The following is a 19,995-nucleotide window of genomic DNA, read 5'->3' on the forward strand; positions in this document are numbered from 1 at the left end:
TTGCGGCGGTTGAGGCTTGCGCCGCCGGCGTGGCGTTTGCACTGCTTGCGTGCGGCGTTGGCGGTGCTGCGGAGCTGTTGTTTGAGCGAGGGGACGGGGGTGCCCGTGGACAACATACGAGAGGAGTTTGGCGGCGAGCCCGTCGCGGCATTCTCGATGTCGCATCCGGCTGTGCCGGCACTCTATATAGTGCTGACGCTGGGGCTCACTATGTTCTCGATGCAGCCGGTACTGATTGCGCTGTCACTTGCGGGCGGGCTGGCGTATGGATTTGCGACGCGTGGGGCTGCCCGCACGCTGGGCGCGCTCCGCTGGCAGCTGCCGGTGATTTTGATCGTCGCGGTGCTCAATCCGCTGTTTAGCGCCTCGGGCTCGACGGAGCTGTTCCGTATTGGCATGCGCGCGGTGTATCTGGAGAGCATGGTATACGGCCTGTGCATGGGCGGGCTGTTTGTGGCGAGCGTGCTGTGGTTTGAGGCGGCGGCGTCGATGCTCGAATACGACAAGGTGCTCGCGCTGCTGGGCAATGCCGCACCGGTGATTGCGCTCATGATCTCGATGTGCATGAGGCTTATCCCGCAGTTTTTGCGCCGCGGCCGCACGGTGCTGGCGGTGCAGGACGCGATCGATGTGCCGGGCCGCGCGCCGGCCGACCCCGTACGCTCGCGCCTGCGGGCGTCGAGCGTGTTGATGGGCTGGGGCATGGAAGATTCGCTGGAGCGCGCGGACTCGATGCGCTCGCGCGGGTGGGGTGCCGCGACGCATCGTACGACGTATACGCGGTATCGACTGGGGCGCAGCGACGTTGCCGCGCTGGCCGGGCTCGCACTGTTTGGTGCTGTCGCGGTGGCGGTGGCGTGGACCGCGACGACGCAGTATTCGTTTTATCCGCAGCTCTCGGTGCCGGCGCCGTGGCTGGGCTATGTCGTGTACGCTGCCTGGATGATGCTGCCTTGCGCGTTGCACGCGATTGATGAGAAGAGGTTTGGCTGATGGCTCGGTTGGATAGGGGCCCGGTGTCGGGCGCGGCGTGCGGCCCGGATATTCCGGCGATTGAGGTGCAGGGCCTTAGTTTTGCCTATCCCGGGGCCGAGGCACCGGTGCTCGAGGGGCTTGATTGGCGTGTTCCCCAAGGTGCATTTGCGCTGCTTGTTGGCGGTACCGGATCGGGTAAGTCGACGCTGCTGTCGCTGCTCAAGCCCGAGATCGCGCCGGCGGGCGAGCGCACTGGTGATGCGCGCGTGCTGGGCGAGAACGTTGCCGACATGGACGTGCGGGCATCGGCGGAGCGCGTGGGCTATGTGTTCCAGGATCCCGAGAACCAGATCGTGTGCGAAACCGTGTGGCACGAGATGGCGTTTGGCCTGGAAAACTTGGGGCTAGCACGTGATGAGATGCGCCGTCGCGTAGCTGAGACCAGCTATTTCTTTGGTCTGGAGGACTGGCTTCATCGCGATACTGACACGCTTTCGGGCGGCCGCAAGCAGCTGCTGTCGTTGGCGGCCGTCCTGGCGCTGCGTCCGCGTGTGCTGCTGCTCGACGAGCCCACGTCTCAGCTCGATCCCGTTGCCGAGAAGAATTTTCTGCACGCGCTGTTTCGCGTGAACCGTGAGTTGGGCTGCACGGTTGTTGTGGCTACGCATCAACCGCGCCCAATGCTCGAGTATGCGACGTGTGCGTACCGGATTGAGGACGGTCGCGTGCGCGAGGTGGCGGATATGGCTTCTTTGGGACGCCGAGAATCGTTGTTTTCCGACGACATGTTGGGGTGGGGTGCCGTCCGATGTGCAAAAAACGGAGTATTCAGCAGGCGTGAGGACAATTTGGGCTCTCTGGAGCCGCCCGGGGACGTATCGAGCGCGAAAAAAAGTTCGGAATTGGACAAATCGTCCGAATTTGTGGCGCAAACGTCGCTCGAGAACGGCTCGGAAGCCTTCCCGCGCACGGATGGGAGCAGAATACTCCAAAAAATGCACGGCGGGTCGGCTACCACCCTGTCGGAAGGCTGGTTTCGCTACGATCGCGCGGGCGGTTGGGTGCTGCGCGGGCTCGATGCGTCGTTTTCGGCTGGCGCGGTGCATGCAGTCGTGGGCGGAAACGGCTGCGGCAAGTCGACGATGCTTTCGGTGCTGGCCAAGACCGCCAAGCTGCAGCGCGGCCGCATGGTGCGCGGAGCGGCCTCGGCGGCGCTGTTGCCTCAGAATCCCAAAGCATTGCTGGTTGCCGAGACGGTTCGCGATGAGCTGATGGAATGGGCCTCGACCTGCGGATATGACGAGAACTTGGCGCGGGAGCGTGCGGCGCAACTGGGATTGGACGGCCTGGAGACGCGTCACCCCTACGACCTCTCGGGCGGACAGCGCCAGCTGCTCGCGCTGGCAAAGCTGCTGCTGCTTGGCCCCGAGCTGCTGCTGCTTGACGAGCCCACGAAGGGCTTGGACCTGGAGAGCCGCCGCATCATCGCCCGCGCCCTGCGTGACCATGCGAAGGCTGGCGGCACCGTCATCATGGCTACGCACGATTTGGACTTTGCCGAGCAGGTCGCCGACGACGTCGCCATGATGTTTGACGGCGAGATTGCCTGCGTGGAGCCCCCGGCCGACTTCTTTGCCGACAACGTGTTTTATAGGGCGTGATGGGATGGCGGATTATCGCATCGTGCGCCTACTCGCAAAACTGGAGATCCCGCTGCTCCTGGCGGTGCCGGCAGTGATGACTGCGGCGTTGCTGGCGGGCATTGAGCAGGCGGCGCTTGCCATGCTGGTTGTAGTGGCGCTCGTGCTCGCACTGTTTTTTGCGGGCTATGAGACATCACGTCCAGGCCTGCGCCAGATCATGCCCACGCTGGTGCTGGCGGCGCTGGCCGCGGCGGGGCGCATCCTGTTTGGGCCCATTCCCGATTTTAAGCCCGTGAGCGCTATCGCCATTATCGCGGGTGCGACACTTGGCCGTCGCAATGGTTTTATGGTCGGCGCGTTGGCAGCGCTGACCAGCAATTTCTTTTTTGGGCAGGGCATGTGGACGCCGTGGCAGATGTATGCCTGGGGTCTGGTGGGCTATATCGGTGGCGCACTGGCGCATGCGGGCGCGTTTGACCGCGCCGATGGAACCGTGCGAATGCCGGCGCTGTTGGCGTATGGCTTTGCGTCGGGCCTGCTGTATGGCGTCGTGATCAACGCGTATGACATCATCGGTTTTGTGCAGCCGCTCACGTGGACGGGCGCCATAGCGCGTCTTGCCACCGCCGTACCGTTCGATATCACGCACGGACTCGCGACCTGCGTGTTTTTGGCCGCTCTGTACAAGCCCTGGTGTCGCCGCATCAACCGCGTCGTCGTGAAGTACGGGCTGTAGTGGTGGTTGCGTCGAGGCAAGAACCAATACTGTCTTGGTGTCATATCAAAACTATGCCGGTTTACGGGGCTAGATTGGCACAGGCAGACCATACCGGCTTTTTTCGAAATGGAGCAAGCCGTCTACCTGTGGTTTTATTATTTCGGAATTGCGTATGGTTGGGGGTTTGCGATTTAGCCCCGTAAACCGGCATAGTTTTGAAATGGCCGGTTGATAGACGGGCATCGTGGCCATCAAGAGCCAAATTGATCCGTTTTCCTCCGTCTCCAGACATCCCCGGGGAATCAGCTGAACCCGCCCGCCACGGAATCGGCCTATCTACTACGTTTGGCCCGACACCCCCAAACACAACCGCGTTTTATGAAAAACCGCAGGCTTTCTACCTGCGGTTTTCTTTTTGCGTTGTTCGCTGTGGTTGAGGGTAGTGGCTTAAACGTAGTAGATGGGCCAGTTTCGTGGCAAGCGGGTCGCGTGGATGCCCCCGCGAGGTGAAAATGGTCCGTTTTCCTCCGTCCCCGGGGGGGACCATTTGGGGGTTAGAGCTCCAAGGCGAGGGTGACGGGGCAGTGGTCGCTGCCGAAGATGTCGCCGCGGATGCCGGTGTCGCGTACGTTGCCGGCGATTGCGTCGCTTACCAGGAAGTAGTCGATGCGCCAGCCGGCGTTGTTCTTGCGGGCATTAAAGCGGTAGCTCCACCAGCTGTAGACGCCCTCGACGTTCGGATTTGCCGCGCGCCAGGTATCGGTAAAGCCGGCGTCGAGCAGCTCGGTGAACTTGCCGCGCTCCTCGTCCGAAAAGCCTGCGTTGCCGCGGTTGGACTTGGGGTTCTTAAGGTCGATCTCCTCGTGTGCCACGTTAAAGTCGCCGCAGGTTACCACGGGTTTGCCGGTCTCGCGCTCGAGCGCGTTCAAAAAGCCGCGGTAGGCATCGTCCCAGGCCATGCGCACGTCGATGCGGGCGAGTTCGTTTTGCGCGTTGGGCGTGTAGACATCCACAAACCAGAATTTGTCGAACTCCAGCGCGCAGACACGACCCTCGGTCGCGGCTTGGGCAACGAGCTCGGCTGCCTCGCCTTCACCGGCGTGGGGCAGCAGCGCGTCGGCGCGCAGCACGCGCAGCGGTTCCTGGCGGCTAAAGACCGCGGTGCCCGAGTAGCCCTTGCGCTCGGCGTAGCTCCAGGTTTGGTGATAGCCGGGCAGGTCGACCTGCACCTGGCCTTCTTGCAGTTTAGTTTCTTGCAGCGCTAGGACATCGACATCGAGTTCCTGTGCGATCTGGGTAAAGCTCGGGTCCTTTTTGAGCACGGCGCGCAGGCCGTTAACGTTCCACGAGGCGAAAGTGTAAGTCTGAGGCATGGTGTCCTTTCGACGGGGTTGGCAGGCTTAAGATTAACGCAACAGGGGCGGGGTGGGCTCCGTGGGCGACGGCGCAATCGCAGCCGCCCCGACCAACATGGACGGAGGACAAACATGACGCAAGCGATAACAGATCCCAAGCAGGCCTCCGCCGCGCTGGCGGAGCTGTTCAATACCCACAAGCGCATGGTGTTCTTTGGTGGCGCTGGTGTTTCCACGGCAAGCGGCATTCCCGATTTTCGCAGCGTTGACGGCCTGTATCACCAGCAGTTTGCCTACCCGCCCGAGACCATGCTCTCGCACAGCTTTTACGAGACGCATCCGGCGGAGTTCTTCGACTTTTACCGCACCAAGATGATCGCGCTTAACGCTAAGCCCAACCGCTGTCACACCAAGCTCGCCGAGCTGGAGCGAGCTGGCAAGCTCGATGTCGTGGTGACGCAAAACATCGACGGCTTGCATCAGATGGCGGGCTCGCAGCGCGTGTTTGAGTTGCACGGATCGGTCCATCGCAACATTTGCCAGTCGTGCGGAGCGGTCTATAGCGCCGAGTGGATTTGCTCGCGCGAGCACGAGGACGCCGCGGGCGTGCCCGTGTGCCCCGCGTGCGGTGGTCGCATCAAGCCCGATGTGGTGCTCTACGAAGAACCGCTCGACGAGCATGTGTTGACCGGCGCCGTTGCCGCCATCGCCGCGGCCGATGCCCTCATTGTAGGCGGGACCTCGCTCGTGGTGTATCCGGCGGCGGGCCTTACACGCTACTTTACCGGCGATACGCTGGCCATATGCAACCTTGCTCCCACCGATCAGGATGCAAATGCCGACCTGCTGATTTCTTGCGACATCGCGGCCGCGTTTGCGTTCTAGCCCGTGTGCGCGGATACAATAGAAAGACTGAGTGCAAAGCGACCCCGCTGCCAGCTCCCCAAGCTCGGCGGCGTGGGCATTTTAGGAGGATGTTCATGGCGAACGACAGCAAGACATGGCGGTGCGGAAAGTATGAGCTCAGCTTTGACCGTCCGCGCATCATGGGCGTCCTCAACGTGACGCCCGATTCGTTTAGCGACGGCGGGGAGCACTTCGACCCGGATGCCGCCATCGAGTACGGCCTGGCGATGCTCGACGCCGGCGCCGACATCATCGACGTAGGCGGCGAGTCCACGCGCCCCGGCTTTACCCCGGTTAATCCCGACGAGGAGGCTCGCCGCGTGCTGCCCGTGGTGCGCGCGCTGGCCAAAGAGGGCGCCATCGTCTCGATCGACACGCGTCACGTGGCGGTTGCCAAGGCGGCCGTGCGCTGCGGCGCCTCGATCGTCAACGACGTGACCGGCTTCACTGACCCCAAGATGGTCGAGTTTGTTAAGACGAGCACCTGCGGTGTCATCGTGATGCATGCCGGCGAGGTCGCCGCGCCTACCCGCACGCACGCAACGGTGCAGCTCGATACCTCGGCGGCGGCGTTTGTTGCCGAGAAGGCGCGCGAGGCGGCTGCCGAGGCCGCGCGTGAGGCCGAGAAGCCGGCTCGCCGCCGTCGCGGCAAGTTGCTGGGTGAGCCTAAGCCGGAGGCCAAGCTTCCGGGTGGCGTGGTGCAGCCCTCGTTGCCGTTTGGCGAACCTGAGCCCGCGACCGAGCCTGCAAGCGAGCAGGAGACGCCGGCCGCCGAGCAGGCTGCTGCCGCCGAGACCGTCGCGCCCGCGCCCGAGGCCACCGAGGCCGCATCGGAGCCCAATGACCGCCTGGCCGCCATGATGCGCCGCAGCGCCCGCCGCGAGGAAGCCTACGTGCCCACCTCGCAGCTCCGCCGCTTCACCCTGCCCGATTCGGCGCCCATCATGCGCCGCGTCATGGGCTTTCTGTCCGACCAGGCCCGCGCGCTCATCCACGCCGGCGTGTCGCGCGACCGCATCTGCATCGATCCCGGTCCGGGCTTTGGCAAGACGGCCAACGAGGACATCGTCATCCAGCGCGAGACTGCCAAGATGGCGTCACTGGGCTATCCGCTCATGTGCGCCGTATCGCGCAAGCGCTTTGTGGGCGCCGTCTCGGGCGTGACCGAGGCCGCCGAGCGCGATGCCGCTACGTTTGGCGTGTGCCTGGGCGCCATCCAGGCCGGTGCCAACATCGTGCGCGTGCACGACGCCGCGGGCTTTGCGCAGTTCCTGAATGGCTACTGGGCGGTTGCCAAGCCGCAGCCGCGCCGCGCGTTTGTGGCCGTGGGCTCCAACCTGGGGCATCGCTGCGACAACATCCGCGCCGCACGCGACATGATCGCCGAGATTCCACTTACCTGCGTGTCCAACTCCTCCAAGATCTACGAGAGCGAGCCGGCCTACGAGACGCGCCAGGACGCGTTTGCCAACGCCGTCATCGAGATCAAGACCGAGTTGGCGCCGCTGGTGCTGCTCGACGAGCTCATGAAGATCGAGGCCGAGCTGGGTCGCGACCGCTCCAAAAAGGCCAAGGCCAACGGTCCGCGCACCATCGACTTGGACCTGCTGTGGATGGACGGCGAGACCCACGGCGGCAAAAAGCTGCGCCTGCCGCATCCGCTGATCGGCGAGCGTGACTTTGTGCTGGTGCCGCTCGAGGATCTGATGCACGACCCGGCGCGGTTCTTCCGCTACAACGGCGTCGAGGTCAAGGAGCCCGAGGATCGCGTGGGCCATATCGTGGGCGAATTGGGGCGTATGTAGATGATCGAGATGAATGCTGTTGCCGCTGGCACCGAGCTCGACGCGGCGCGTGACGCGGGCCGCGAGGGCGTGTCCGCGGGCTGGTGCGCGTGGAGCGTGGGCGATGGTTCGCTGACGTTTTCGCTGGTTGTGCGCCCCGATGTGAACATGCACGCCTTCCACGGCCTGCCGTTTGTGGCCGCGATGGGCATGATGGACGCGCTCGTGGGCACGGCTTCGACGCCGGGGTTGGGCCTTGCCGGTAAAGTGGGTATCCAGTGGCCGAGCGATATCGTGTGCGGTGCGCCTGCGTTTGAGACGTCGCTCGCGCGTGTTGCCGTGAACGGCGGTGCCGGTGCTGCGGGCATGTTTGCCGCGGTGACGGTTGATATTGAGCGTGCGGCGCTGGGTGAGCTTGGCGTGGATATGGCAGATGAGGCGCTGATCGAGGCATTGGCCGCCGCTGTGCTGACCCGCGTTGACGCCTGGGCGGTTGCCGCCAACACGCCGCAGGGCGCTGCCGGCCCGCTGGCTCCGGTGCTGGGTGAGTACTTCGATATGGTGCCGCTGCTGGGTCGTCAGGTTGCGGCGGTGTCGCCCAACGGTTTGCCGCTTGCGGTCGGTGTGTTTGCGGGCCTGGACATCTGGGGCCGCGCGACCATCAAGACCGATGCCGGCGAGCAGGAGTTTCCGCCTGAGGCTGTACGGATTCGCGGGCTGTAACGCGAGGCGCCCGCGCTCAAAGATAGCGATGACAACAAGACCCTCCTCGGCTGTGCCGGGGAGGGTCTTGTTGTCTGGGGAATGGGTTGTCAGCACCCTATTCCTCAAAACTGAAAATCTTTCGATTTTGAGGAATAGAATTAAGCCAGCTCGGCCTTTAACGAGGTATATTCGTTGCAGAGTCTATTCCTCAAAACTGAATAATTTTCGTTTTTGAGGAATAGCGATAGAAGACCGCAGGGAGGCACCAATGAAACTCATCAATAGAACGTCATATATGGACACGTTGACGAGCCTTATTGGCGTACCGGACATCAAGGTCATAACGGGCATTCGCCGTAGCGGTAAGTCAAAATTGCTCGAGGCCCTCCGCGATTACGTGGAGGCAAATCTGTCCAATTCGAATGTCATCCATATCAATTACAACCTCGACGAGTTCGAGGGCCTGCTCGAATATCATGCCCTGCTCGCCTATGTGAAAGAGCATCGAGTGTCCGACAAGCAAAACTTCCTGCTTATCGACGAGGTTCAGATGTGCGACGGCTTTGAACGCGCGATCAACAGCCTCCATGCATCCGAGCAGTACGACATCTTCATCACCGGATCGAACGCCTTTTTGCTGTCGAGCGATCTGTCGACGCTCTTTACGGGGCGTACGTTCGAGATCGAGGTTTTCCCATTCTCGTTTGAGGAGTATCGCCTCTATAGTGACGAGGGCGAGGTCGATCGCGACTTCGATGGGTACGCGAGAATCGGCGGTATGTCCGGCTCTTACCCTTATCCACTGCAGGAGCAGCGCTACCAATATCTCTCCAATGTCTTCAAAACGCTCATCGTGAGGGATATCGTGCAGCGGCATAACGTGAGAAACGAATCGGCACTGCTGCGCATTGCCGATTACATGATGGACAACGTCTCCAACATAACGTCGGCACGCAACATTACAGATGTTTTGAATGCGGATGGGCTAAAGATTACGAACAAGACGGTCGGCACGTACATGGGGTACCTGTGCGATGCGCTTGCCTTCTATAAAGTTCGTCGGTACGACATTCGCGGCAAAAAATACCTTAAGAGCGGCGAGAAGTATTACCTGGCAGACCACGCGTTCAAATACGCACTGCTTGGTACACGTGATATGGATTGGGGACGCGTATACGAGAACATGGTGGCCATCGAGCTGCTGCGCCGCGGATACGAGGTATACGTCGGTGTGCTCTATAAAAAGGAAATAGACTTTGTAGCAATCAAGCGAAGCGAGAAGCTCTACATTCAGGTGAGCGACGACATCAGCTCGGATAAGACGTTTGAACGCGAGATTTCGCCACTGCTGAGCATTGGCGATGCGTATCCCAAGATGATTCTTGCCCGCACGCATCACGAGGCCACGGATCGCGATGGGGTGCAGATCGTGGACCTGGCGAGGTGGTTGTGCGGCGAGGCTTAGCAAAAATCCTATTCCTCAAAACTGAAAAATTTTCGATTTTGAGGAATAGGATTGGCGGCTGGTTGCTGCGACCTGGCGTTTACTCTATCCCAGCTCCTGCATGCGGCGGTAGATTTCGCAGATGCCCTTGATGGTGAGTTGCCCGTCGACCACGTCGAAGGCATCGGTCGAATCGGCGACAATGCCGGCGAGACCGCCCGTGGCGATAACGGTGGCATCCTCGCGGCCCAGTTCGCGCTTCATGCGAGCGACCAGGCCCTCGGCCATGGCGGCGGCGCCCATCACGGCGCCGACCTTGATGCATTCCTCGGTGTCGCGGCCGATGGCGTGCTCGGGCGCCTCGAGCGGAACGCTGGCGAGCTTGGCGGCTCGGGCGGCGAGCGCGTCCATGGAGATGCGGATGCCCGGCGCAATCGCTCCGCCAATGTAATAGCCGTCCTCGTCGATGACGTCGATATTGGTTGCGGTGCCAAAGTCCACCACGATCGCCGGGGCGCCGTAGAAGGTCTCGGCAGCGACGGCGTTGGCGATGCGGTCGGCACCAACGGCCTGGGGGCGCGCCGCCCGCAGCTTGGTCACCGCGGCCGTCTGTGGCCCAATGACGATGGCGTCTGCCGCGATGCGGTCGGCCACGGCGTGCCACTCGCGCGAGAGCTGCGGCACCACGCCAGCAAAGGCGATCGCGTCGACCGCGCCGAGCGAGAGGTCGTACATCTTAAAGAAGCCCATCAGGCGCACGTGGATCTCATCGGCGGTGTAGGAGCGGTCGGTGGGCATGCGCCACGACTGCACCAGCTTGTCTCCGTCAAACAGGCCCATGGCCGTCTGCGTGTTTCCCATATCGATAGCGAGCAGCATGTCTACTCCAGGTGTCGGCGTAAAAGGACGCGCACCATTGTATACGTGCCGTCGGCGGCGCTCGGCTGCGATTCGTTCACGGCGATATGGGCTGAGGGGTTTTAAATATGAAGGAATTATGCTCTACGAGATTTTCCTTGCCGTTTACCGAACTCCCACGTAATATTCTTTCTTGCGCACATGAGGCGCCCAGACATTGCGGGGTGGAGCAGTCTGGTAGCTCGCCGGGCTCATAACCCGGAGGTCGTAGGTTCAAATCCTGCCCCCGCGACCAAGAACTTGCAGCTCGTCGGCCTAGCCGGCGAGCTTTTTTGTTATTCCGGGACCGTGTTTTTCGGTCCAATTCTCAGCCTCTCAAACAAAATCTCGATCTGTAACATCTAGACCCGATTTGGGCGGCTAGGTGTTACAGATTGAGATGTTGAGTCCCCGCCTGGACGGTTTGTCTAAATCTGTAACACGAGGGACGGTTTTTACTGAGTAACTGTTACAGATCTAGATCTTTCGGCAGGCTAGATTGGTTTGTCTCAATCTGTAACAGTTGCTCGGCAAAATAGGGTCTTACTGTTACAGATCGAGACAAACCGACGGGCCGCCCCGCCCCATCCACCTGCCGCTACCTGCTGTCTGCCGATTTCCGTTGCGCCACTGTGCTCCCATGCCATATCCTCTAAACAACTACGCGGCAACATCGCCGCCGCGCCTACAAGAGAGGAATGTCCATGACCGCACCCGCATCCAAACTGCTCCAGCCCATTACGGTTGGCCCCCTTGAGCTTAAAAACCGCATTATGTTCCCGCCGCTGACCACCGGCTACGAGGAGCGCGACGGTTCCATTGGCGAGCGCAGCCTGGCTTTTTACGAGCGCCTGGCCCGTGGCGGCGTGAGCTACATCGTCATCGGCGACGTTGCTCCTGTTATGACCGCAAGCCCCACGCCCAAGTTAGCGACCGACGCCCAGATCCCCACGTTTAAGGCGCTGGCCGACGCCGTTCACAAGCACGGCGCCAAGGTCGCGCTGCAGCTGTTCCACCCCGAGTACGACGTGCCCGGCGTCGGCCGCATGGTCATGGGTTCCATGGCCGCCGCCAAGGCTGCGCAGGAGGCCAAGGCCGCCGGCGACGAGGAGACCTTTGCCGCCAAGATGGCCGAGTCCAACGAGATCCGCAAGCAGGCCTACGCCAAGCTGCACCACGACATGCAGCACTTTGTGAACGAGGCGAGCGTAGAGCAGCTCACCCAGATCAAGGAGGCCATCGCTGCCTCGGCCGCCCGCGCGCAGCAGGCCGGCATCGACGCCATCGAGGTTCACGGCGACCGTCTGGTGGGTTCGCTGTGCTCGGCCATCCTCAACCAGCGCACCGACGAGTACGGTGGCTCGTTCGAGAACCGCGTTCGCTATGCGCTCGAGGTTGTCGCCGCCATTAAGGAAGCCGCGCCGCAGCTGATGGTGGAGTACAAGCTCCCCGTGATCATGGAGAACCCCGACGGCACGCCGCGCGGCAAGGGCGGCCTGCAGCCCGATGAGGCCTGCGAGTTTGCCAAGCTGCTCGAGGGCGCCGGCATCGACATGATCCAGGTTGCACAGGCCAACCATACCGGCAACATGGGCGACACCATTCCGCCCATGGGCGCCATGCCCTACAACTGGACGCTGCCCGTGGCCGAGCGCGTCAAGGCCCTGGTCTCCGTGCCGGTGGCCACTGTCGGCCGTGTTGTTTCGGTCGAGGCCGGCGAGAAGATTCTGGAAGACGGTTCGGCCGATATCATCGCGTACGGCCGCTCGCTCATGTGCGACCCCGACATTGCGCTGAAGGCCGCCACGGGTGAGCCCATTCGCGAGTGCCTCAATTGCAACAAGGGCTGCGTCGACGCGATTCAAAACCGCAAGTACATCTCGTGCGTGCTCAATGCCGAGAACGGCGACGAGGCGACCATCGCCATCAAGCCGGGCGAGGGCGACAAGAAGGTCGCCGTGGTGGGCGGCGGTATTGCCGGCTTGGAGGCCGCGCGCGTGGCGGCCAAGCGCGGCTACGACGTGACCGTCTATGAGGCGAGCGATCACTTGGGCGGCCAGATTGTGCTGGCAGCCGCGCCTCCGCGCAAGGACGAGATCATGCGCTCGGTCGAGTACTACGAGAAGATTCTGCCCGGCCTGGGCGTGAAGGTCGAGCTTAACCATGCCGCTACGGCCGAGGATCTCAACGCCGCCGACGCCGCGATTGTGGCCGTGGGCGCACACGACGTGGTCATCCCCGTTCCGGGTGCCGACTCGGACAAGGTCGTCTCGAGCTGGGACGTGCTGGCCGGCAAGGTGGAGCTCAGCGGGCGCGTCGCCGTCATTGGCGGTGGCCTGGTGGGCACCGAGACTGCCGAGTACCTGCTGCAGCACGGCTGCGAGGTGGCGATCGTCGAGATGCTCGACAAGATTGCCGCGGGCGAGTCCGAGACCATTCTGCCGCTGATCATGAGCGACTTCGCCGCCCACAACGTGGAACAGCACGTTAAGACCCGCCTGACCGCCGTTACCGACGAGGGCGTGGAGGCCGTGCACACCACCGAGGACGGCCCCGAGGAGCCGGTGAAGATCGCCTGCGATTACGTGGTGATGGCCGTGGGCTCCAAGGCCAACGCGTTTGACCTGGATGGCGTGACGGTGCCCGTGACCTGCGTGGGCGACTGCTCGGGCGAGCGCACCGCCGACATTGCGAGCGCCATTCGCACGGCGTATCACGCGGCCAACGAGCTGTAGTTGAACATCGCGGCCAGGCGGGGCGGTAGCACGGATCCGCCTCGCCCGGCTGTGTCCCGTCGGGTGTCAACCGGTGCGGGGCCTGCAAGCGCAGCAGGCCCCGCCCTTTTTGTTTTGCTTCGGTGGATGGCAATGCGCGGTAATCATGAGGAGTAAGGACGTCTACTGCCTTGCCGATTACTCAAAATTATTGGGGGAGGGGTTAATAACTATATCCTCTATGCCAAAGGACATAAAGAGGTGTCAATTTTGTTGACAGGCGAATGACGATTGGCTGCGAGTCAGCTACCAGCGTAAATAATCGATAAAGAAATGTCGTAAATTGGTGCCAAATGCCCAGATAACGCCGCGTCTATTTTAATTAACTGCTTTGAGCAAACAGTAAAATGCTACTATCTAACTTGCACGTAAGAAAGCAGATTAACGGTTAAGGCTAAGAAGTGGCAGGTATGTCGGAAGCAACTAGGACTCGCACGCATGCGCCCGAGGTTAGGCAGCGCGCCGTCGAGATCCTCCAAGAGGGGGTCGGTCATCGCGCCCTCGCCGCGGAGCTTGGCATTCCCCAGGCCACGGCTCGTCAGTGGGCCCGCGCGTATGCCGTAGGCGGTGCCGACGCCGTTCTCAACGCCGGTTCGCATCATCACACCTATTTGTACGAAGTTAAGCTCGCCGTGGTCAAGGACCGCTTGGAAAACGGCTTAACGGTTCGCGAGGCCATGATCAAGCACAAGATTCCCAGCGAGTCTTCGGTCAAGGCTTGGTGCCGCCAGTATCGCGAGAGCGGTGAGTCCGCGCTGGTTGATAAGCCGCGCGGTCGCAAGCCGCGCGTTAAAAAGGCGGAATAGCGAACGGGATGGTGCGCCCACAGGGGCGCATTTTTCTTGCCGCGCCAACTTTTTGGACCGTCGTGAGCCTACTGGAACATCCTCCAAAGTGGTTAATAAACCGCGCGCAGTGGCCCGTGCGCCCGCCGCCGCGATAGGGGGAGCGTCGCCTCTCTGCTCCAAAGCGGACAGACTCCTTACCCCGTACGCCTAAAACTCCCCAGTTGACCGAAAACCCGCCGTCGCTACTCCTCAACTGAGCTATAACGTTAAACAATTGCAGCGTTTTTGCATGGGGGAGTGATGGTATGACGCTACTGTATTTCCTTACCCTGTTTCCGCTGGTACCGGCGCTGGGCATGCTGCTCGCGCGCGGTGACCGCGCCCGCGATGCGGTAGGGCTTGTAGGCTCCGGCATTATTATGGCGGTGACAGTTGTAGTCGCCGTCATGTTTTTTGGCACGGGTCCTCAGAGCTTCGGGGTGGCACCGGGCACCTCGCATGTGCTCTCGATCATCAGCTCCGTCATCGACGTAATTCTGTGCGCCGTCATCCTGTACAACGCGCGTAAATATAAGAGCACGCTCACCACGGTGCTCGGCGTGGTGCAGCTGGTGGGTTCGCTCGCCTTTGCAGCCATGACGCTGCCCGCGGCCGAAGCCGTCACGGCAACGCCACTCTACCTAGACTACATGAGTGTGATCATGGTCCTCGCCGTCGGTATCGTCGGCAGCCTAATCTGCGTGTATGCCCTGGGCTACATGAAGGACTTCCAGGCCCATGACGAGCACGAGGCCGCGCTGCGCGGGCAGACCGCGCCCGACCGTCGCCCGCAGTTCCTGGCGCTCATGTTCCTGTTCCTCTCGGCCATGTTCGTCATCGTGACGAGCGACAACCTTGAGTGGCTGTTCTGCGGCTGGGAAATCACCACCGTGTGCTCGTTCCTCATGATTGGCTACACGCGTACGCCCGAGGCCATCAAGAACGCCTTCACCCAGATCATCCTCAACATGCTGGGCGGTATCGCGTTTTTGGCCGGACTCATGTTCCTGCACGTCAACGGCATGCCGCTGACCATCTCGGGCATGATCGAGCTTTCCGGCGCCGGAACCGCGCAATCCGCGCTGCTGGTCATGCCGGTCATCCTGTTGTCGCTCGCCGCACTCACCAAGGCCGCACAGATGCCGTTCCACACGTGGCTGTTGGGTGCCATGGTTGCCCCCACGCCCACGAGCGCCCTGCTGCACTCGTCAACCATGGTCAAAGCCGGCGTGTTTTTGATGGTCAAGCTGAGCCCACTCTATGCCATCTATCCCGTGACCGGCTTTATGGTCACGAGTGTGGGCGCCATCACGTTTTTGCTCGCTGCCCTCATGGCCATCTCGCAGAGTAATGCCAAACGCGTGCTCGCGTACTCCACCATCTCCAACTTGGGCCTCATCAGCGCCTGCTTGGGTGTCGGCGCGCCCGAGGCCGTGTGGGCGGCCATCTTCCTAATCCTGTTCCACACGGTGGCCAAGTCGCTGCTGTTCCTGTGCGTAGGCACCGCCGAGCATCATATCGGCAGCCGCAATATCGAGGACATGGACGGCATGTTCAGCCGCATGCCGCACCTGACGCGCCTGATGATGCTGGGTATTATGGGCATGTTCGTGGCCCCGTTTGGCATGCTCGTGTCCAAGTGGGGCGCCCTGGTGGCGTTTGCGCAGACCGGCAACGTGCTCATGATCATGGTGCTTGCCTTTGGCTCGGCCGCGACCTTCTTCTTCTGGGGCAAGTGGCTTGCTAAGCTTTCGGGCGTCGATCCCACGGCTCAAAACGTTGAGGTCAATGTCCATAAGACCGAATGGATGGCCCTCAACACCATCGCCGCGCTGCTGATTCTTTGCTGCGTGGCGTTCCCGCTCATCTCGAGCGGTCTGGTGTCGCCTTACTTGGCCATGGTGTTTGGCCGCGTGCCGTACGTTATTGGCAAGGACTCCATGTATCTGATGGTGGTTATCGTGGCGTTTATCGCCGTGGTGCTGCTGACTTCATTCCGCGTGAGCAATAAGCCGCACGTCAACGTATATCTTTCGGGTGTGGGAACCGACAATTACCGCCATTTCCGCGGCTCGATGGGACACGAGGTGAAGGCCGAAAAGCGCAATTGGTACTCGGAGGACGCCCTTGGCGAGAAGCGTATTGGCCCCGCGGGTAGTGTTGTTTGCTGCGCCATCATCCTGTTTGCGCTGCTGTGCTGCGCGTGGATTGGGCCCGAGAGACTCGCCATGAGTGCGCCCTCGGTGCTGCGCGGCAAGTATTTCGAAGGCTCGGGTGTCGTGGGCATTTTTATTGGCACCGTGGCGTTTGCCTTGATTGCGCCGCTTGTGGGCGGCCTGATCGACGGCGTTGACCGCAAACTTTCGGCTCGCATGCAGGGCCGCGTGGGACCGCGTCTGCTGCAGCCGTTCTACGATGTGGCCAAGCTCCTGCGCAAAGCCCCTGCCAGCGTAAACACCATGGACGATACCTACATGGCGTGCGCGCTCATCTTCACCGTCGTGGGCGGCGGCATCTTTGTGTCGGGCTCCAACACGCTGCTGTGCGCTTTTATGGTGACGCTCGCTGCGATCTTTGTGGTGCTGGCGTCCGCCTCGACGCAAAGCCCATTTGCCCAGGTTGGCGCCGACCGCGAGCTGCTGCAAGTCATGAGTTACGAGCCCGCCGTTCTGCTGATGAGCGTGGGCCTGTACCTTGCCACCGACAGCTTCGATTCCATTGCCGTGACGGGGCAGTCAGCCCCCATCATCGTGTACAGCGCGCCCATTTTCCTTGCGCTGCTCGCGGTGCTTACCATCAAGCTACGCAAGTCGCCGTTCGACCTTTCGTACTCGCATCACGCGCATCAGGAGATTGTCCAGGGCGTCGCCACCGAGATGAGCGGCAGCACGCTGGCCAAGATGACCCTTATGCACTGGTGCGAGACCGTGCTGTTTTTGATGTGGGTGGGCATGTTCTTTGTCTGGGACAACCCGGTGAGCTGGGCCGTAGCCCTGGTCGTGATGGCCGCGACGTATTTTGTCGAGGTACTGATCGATAACACCTTCGCCCGTAGCACCTGGCGCAGCTGCTTTAAGCTCGGCTGGGGCGTGGCGCTGGTGTTTGGCCTGCTCAACCTTATGCCCATCCTCGTCGACGTGTTTATTTAGGAGGCGGCATCCATGGATCATAAAATGTCGCGCTCACCGTGGGTTATTCATTACGACGGCTCGAGCTGCAACGGATGCGATATCGAGGTGCTGGCCTCGCTTACCCCACTGTTCGATGCGGAGCGCTTTGGCGTGGTCAACACCGGCAACCCCAAACATGCGGACATCTTTTTGGTGACGGGCTCGGTCAATGCCCAGAACCTGCCCGTCGTGCGTCAGATTTACAACCAGATGCTCGAGCCCAAGTGCGTGGTGGCGTGCGGCATCTGCGCGTGCTCGGGCGGCGTGTTCCGCGATGCCTACAACGTGATCGGCGGCGTGGACCGCGCGATTCCCGTGGACGTGTACGCGCCCGGGTGCGCCATTCGCCCCGAGACGGTGATCGATGCCATCGTGGAGGCGTGCGGCATCTTGGACCAGAAGGAGGCCGTGATGCGCGCCGGCGGCGATCCGCTCACCGTGGGCGGCGCCGCCACCTGGGACGGTGGCGTTGAGCTGGGCGAGGACGGGTTTGTGGCCGCGGCTGAGGCCGGCGACGCGCCCGCCGCTGGCGACGCACCTGCTGGGACGCCCGCCGCGTCCGTCGCTGCAAAGGAGGCCGAGTAATGCAAGAGGCAATCTATACCATCGTTGGGATCGACGAGCTCCTGTCGCATGTCCAGGCGCTTAAGGGCGTCGGTGCGCGCTTTGTGCAAATGCACGCCGAGCGTAACGTCGACGACGGCTCGTATCGCTTGGTCTATACGTTTATCAACGTTCGTGCTGCTCAGGAGCATATTGCGCAGGGCGGCAGCTATGCGATCGAGAACCTGGTGGTCGAAGGCATCGACCAGTACCAGGAGATTCCGTCCATCAGCTCGTATTATCCGGCGGTATTCCCGTTTGAAAACGAAGCGCACGATCTGTTTGGTCTTGCCATCACCGATATGCAGATCGACTTTAAGGGCTTTTTCTACCAGGTCTCGACCGCTGAACCCATGAGCGTTATCACGCCCGAGGTGAAGGCCGCGCGCGAGAAGGCCATGAAGGTCCGCGCGGCTGCCGAGGCCAAGGCGCGCAAGGCCGCTGCCGAGAAGGCCGCCGCGGCTGCGGCTGCTGCAGGGGAGGGCGTTGCGGGCGCCGGCGATGCCGCGGGCGCCGCTGCTCAGCCCGCTGCGGCTGCCGGCTCCGATGCTCAGCACGATGGGGCTGCTGCGAAGGCGGCGCTCAAGGCCGCCGAGATGGAGGCAAAGCTCGCCGCCATGGATCCTGAGAAAGCGGCCAAGGTCCGCGCGGCGCTTGCCGCCAAGGCCGCCCGCGACAAGCAGAAAAAGGAGGCGTAAGGCCCATGGCACATCGCTCCGTTATTCCGTTTGGACCGCAGCACCCGGTGCTGCCCGAGCCGCTTCATCTGGACTTGGTGATCGAGGACGACCGCGTTATCGAGGCAATTCCACAGATCGGCTTTGTGCACCGCGGGCTCGAGAAGCTCACCGAAAAGCGCGACATGCATCAGTTTGGCTACATCGCCGAGCGCATCTGCGGCATTTGCGCCGTGGGCCACAGCTGCGGCTATGCCAGCGCCTGCGAACGCATGCTTGACATCGAGGTGCCCGGCCGCGTGCAGTATATTCGCACCATTCTGCACGAGCTTTCGCGCGTTCACTCGCATTTGCTGTGGCTGGGCCTGCTTGCCGACGCCTTTGGCTTTGAGGCGCTGTTCTATCGTTCGTGGACCCTGCGCGAGCAGATTCTCAAGATCTTTGAGAGCACTTGCGGCGGGCGCGTGATTCTGTCGATTAACGAGATCGGCGGCCTTAAGCATGATATCGAGGACTCCGAGCTGGCAGGCATTGTCCAGACGCTCGATGCCATGCGTCCTGACTACGAGGCTCTGGTGCATACGTTTTTGGACGATGACAGCTGCGGCGAGCGCCTGCATGGCGTGGGCGTGATTAGCAAGAAAGACGCGCTGGAGCTTTCGATGGTCGGTCCGTTTGGGCGCGCCTCGGGCGTGGACTACGACGTGCGCATGTTTGGCGACGGCGCCTATGCGGATCTGGCTGCGTTTGAGCCAATTGTCGCTACCGATGGCGACTGCTATGCCCGCTGCCAGGTGCGTTGCGCCGAGGTCACGCAGGCTATGGACATCATCAAGGAGCTTGTGGGCAAGATTCCGCACGACGGTATCGGTGGGCGCACCAAGCTTACGCCGGCCGACGGCGCGCGCGGCGAGGTTGTGATTGAGCAGCCGCGCGGCGAGGCGTATTACTATGTGCGCGGCAACGGCACCAAGAACTTGGACCGTTTTCGCGTGCGCACGCCGACGTCGCAAAATCTGGCGGGTCTGACGCATGCGCTGCAGGGCGTGCTCATTGCCAACGTGCCCATGATTATCCTGACCATCGACCCCTGCATTAGCTGCACGGAAAGGTAGGCACGGCATGAGTTTGCTGACATTTGCCAAGACGGCCTTGGGTTCTATGGTCAAGCAGCCGGTAACGGTGCGCTATCCGCAGGAGAAGCTCGCGGCACCCGAGCGCCTGCGCGGGCATATCGTCAACGATATGGACGTGTGCATCTGCTGCGGCATGTGCGCGCGCCGTTGCCCGGCGGGTGCACTTGCGGTCGATCGCAAGGGCGGAACGTGGTCGATTGACCCGTATGCCTGCGTGGTGTGCGGTGAGTGCATCGAGAGCTGCCCCAAGCACTGCCTGACTATGGACACCGCCCGCACTCCAGTCGCAGCGGACAAGACCCCCACGGTAGAAACCAAGCCGGAGTAGCGCTGGAATGGGGCTGGTATAGCGCTGGAATAGGGGCCGGCGGGGCAAAAATG

At 61.9% G+C, this 19,995-nt stretch carries 16 protein-coding genes and 1 tRNA gene; 15 read left to right on the forward strand and 2 right to left on the reverse strand.

All coding sequences use genetic code 11. The annotated features are described in order from the left end of the window. Positions 1–105 precede the first annotated feature (105 nt). The 3 genes from DW003_RS05920 to DW003_RS05930 are packed head-to-tail and all read left to right on the forward strand — an operon-like array spanning position 106 to position 3,354. Positions 106–993, forward strand: coding sequence for an energy-coupling factor transporter transmembrane component T (locus DW003_RS05920; RefSeq protein WP_233545527.1), 888 nt, complete (start codon positions 106–108; stop codon positions 991–993). Beyond that, on the forward strand, positions 993–2,636 hold the full coding sequence (locus tag DW003_RS05925) for an ABC transporter ATP-binding protein (protein WP_118388058.1): 1,644 nt from the start codon (positions 993–995) through the stop codon (positions 2,634–2,636). The genes DW003_RS05920 and DW003_RS05925 overlap by 1 nt, the downstream gene beginning before the upstream one ends. Positions 2,637–2,640: 4 nt before the next feature. After that, the gene (locus tag DW003_RS05930; protein ID WP_118388060.1) at positions 2,641–3,354 is read left to right on the forward strand and encodes a DUF6580 family putative transport protein; all 714 of its coding nucleotides are present in this window, start codon (positions 2,641–2,643) and stop codon (positions 3,352–3,354) included. 536 nt (positions 3,355–3,890) lie between these two features. Here DW003_RS05930 and DW003_RS05935 read toward each other — a convergent pair. Next, a complete protein-coding gene (locus DW003_RS05935) occupies positions 3,891–4,709 on the reverse strand; it encodes an exodeoxyribonuclease III (protein ID WP_118388062.1) in 819 nt (272 codons plus the stop codon). A 114-nt stretch (positions 4,710–4,823) separates the two neighbouring features. Between DW003_RS05935 and DW003_RS05940 the strand changes: the two genes are divergently transcribed. The 4 genes from DW003_RS05940 to DW003_RS05955 all read left to right on the forward strand — a co-directional run bounded on the left by DW003_RS05940 (position 4,824) and on the right by DW003_RS05955 (position 9,551). After that, complete coding sequence (locus tag DW003_RS05940) at positions 4,824–5,576, forward strand: NAD-dependent protein deacylase (protein ID WP_117840347.1); 753 nt, start codon at positions 4,824–4,826, stop codon at positions 5,574–5,576. Between the two features lie 95 nt (positions 5,577–5,671). Further along, positions 5,672–7,402: a dihydropteroate synthase gene (gene folP, locus DW003_RS05945; RefSeq protein WP_118388064.1), complete on the forward strand. Its 1,731-nt coding sequence runs from the start codon at positions 5,672–5,674 to the stop codon at positions 7,400–7,402. Continuing rightward, positions 7,403–8,104: a hypothetical protein gene (locus tag DW003_RS05950; RefSeq protein WP_118388066.1), complete on the forward strand. Its 702-nt coding sequence runs from the start codon at positions 7,403–7,405 to the stop codon at positions 8,102–8,104. Between the two features lie 250 nt (positions 8,105–8,354). After that, positions 8,355–9,551: an ATP-binding protein gene (locus DW003_RS05955; RefSeq protein WP_118388068.1), complete on the forward strand. Its 1,197-nt coding sequence runs from the start codon at positions 8,355–8,357 to the stop codon at positions 9,549–9,551. Positions 9,552–9,635: 84 nt separating this feature from the next. Here DW003_RS05955 and DW003_RS05960 read toward each other — a convergent pair whose 3' ends face one another. Beyond that, positions 9,636–10,409 carry a type III pantothenate kinase gene (locus DW003_RS05960; protein ID WP_118388070.1) on the reverse strand — a complete coding sequence of 258 codons (774 nt, stop codon included), beginning with the start codon at positions 10,407–10,409 and terminating at the stop codon, positions 9,636–9,638. Between the two features lie 197 nt (positions 10,410–10,606). On the opposite strand from DW003_RS05960, the gene DW003_RS05965 reads away from it, so the two are divergent. The 8 genes from DW003_RS05965 to DW003_RS06000 all read left to right on the forward strand — a co-directional run bounded on the left by DW003_RS05965 (position 10,607) and on the right by DW003_RS06000 (position 19,942). Then, positions 10,607–10,683, forward strand: a tRNA-Met gene (locus tag DW003_RS05965). A gap of 448 nt (positions 10,684–11,131) precedes the next feature. Then, positions 11,132–13,162, forward strand: coding sequence for a bilirubin reductase, long form (gene bilR / locus DW003_RS05970; protein WP_233540044.1), 2,031 nt, complete (start codon positions 11,132–11,134; stop codon positions 13,160–13,162). 449 nt (positions 13,163–13,611) lie between these two features. Beyond that, on the forward strand, positions 13,612–14,007 hold the full coding sequence (locus DW003_RS05975) for a helix-turn-helix domain-containing protein (RefSeq protein WP_118388072.1): 396 nt from the start codon (positions 13,612–13,614) through the stop codon (positions 14,005–14,007). A 287-nt stretch (positions 14,008–14,294) separates the two neighbouring features. Further along, entirely contained in the window at positions 14,295–17,177 is a 2,883-nt protein-coding gene (locus DW003_RS05980) for a proton-conducting transporter membrane subunit (RefSeq protein WP_118388074.1), read from the forward strand. 12 nt (positions 17,178–17,189) lie between these two features. Further along, positions 17,190–17,783 carry an NADH-quinone oxidoreductase subunit B family protein gene (locus tag DW003_RS05985; protein WP_117806758.1) on the forward strand — a complete coding sequence of 198 codons (594 nt, stop codon included), beginning with the start codon at positions 17,190–17,192 and terminating at the stop codon, positions 17,781–17,783. Then, on the forward strand, positions 17,783–18,499 hold the full coding sequence (locus tag DW003_RS09935; protein ID WP_158573188.1) for an NADH-quinone oxidoreductase subunit C: 717 nt from the start codon (positions 17,783–17,785) through the stop codon (positions 18,497–18,499). The genes DW003_RS05985 and DW003_RS09935 overlap by 1 nt, the downstream gene beginning before the upstream one ends. A 5-nt stretch (positions 18,500–18,504) precedes the next feature. Next, complete coding sequence (locus tag DW003_RS05995) at positions 18,505–19,593, forward strand: nickel-dependent hydrogenase large subunit (RefSeq protein WP_118388076.1); 1,089 nt, start codon at positions 18,505–18,507, stop codon at positions 19,591–19,593. Between the two features lie 7 nt (positions 19,594–19,600). Then, entirely contained in the window at positions 19,601–19,942 is a 342-nt protein-coding gene (locus DW003_RS06000) for a 4Fe-4S dicluster domain-containing protein (protein ID WP_117773679.1), read from the forward strand. Positions 19,943–19,995: the final 53 nt, after the last annotated feature.

The organism is Collinsella sp. AF36-3AT (assembly GCF_003475205.1).
Lineage (GTDB): Bacteria > Actinomycetota > Coriobacteriia > Coriobacteriales > Coriobacteriaceae > Collinsella > Collinsella aerofaciens_AF.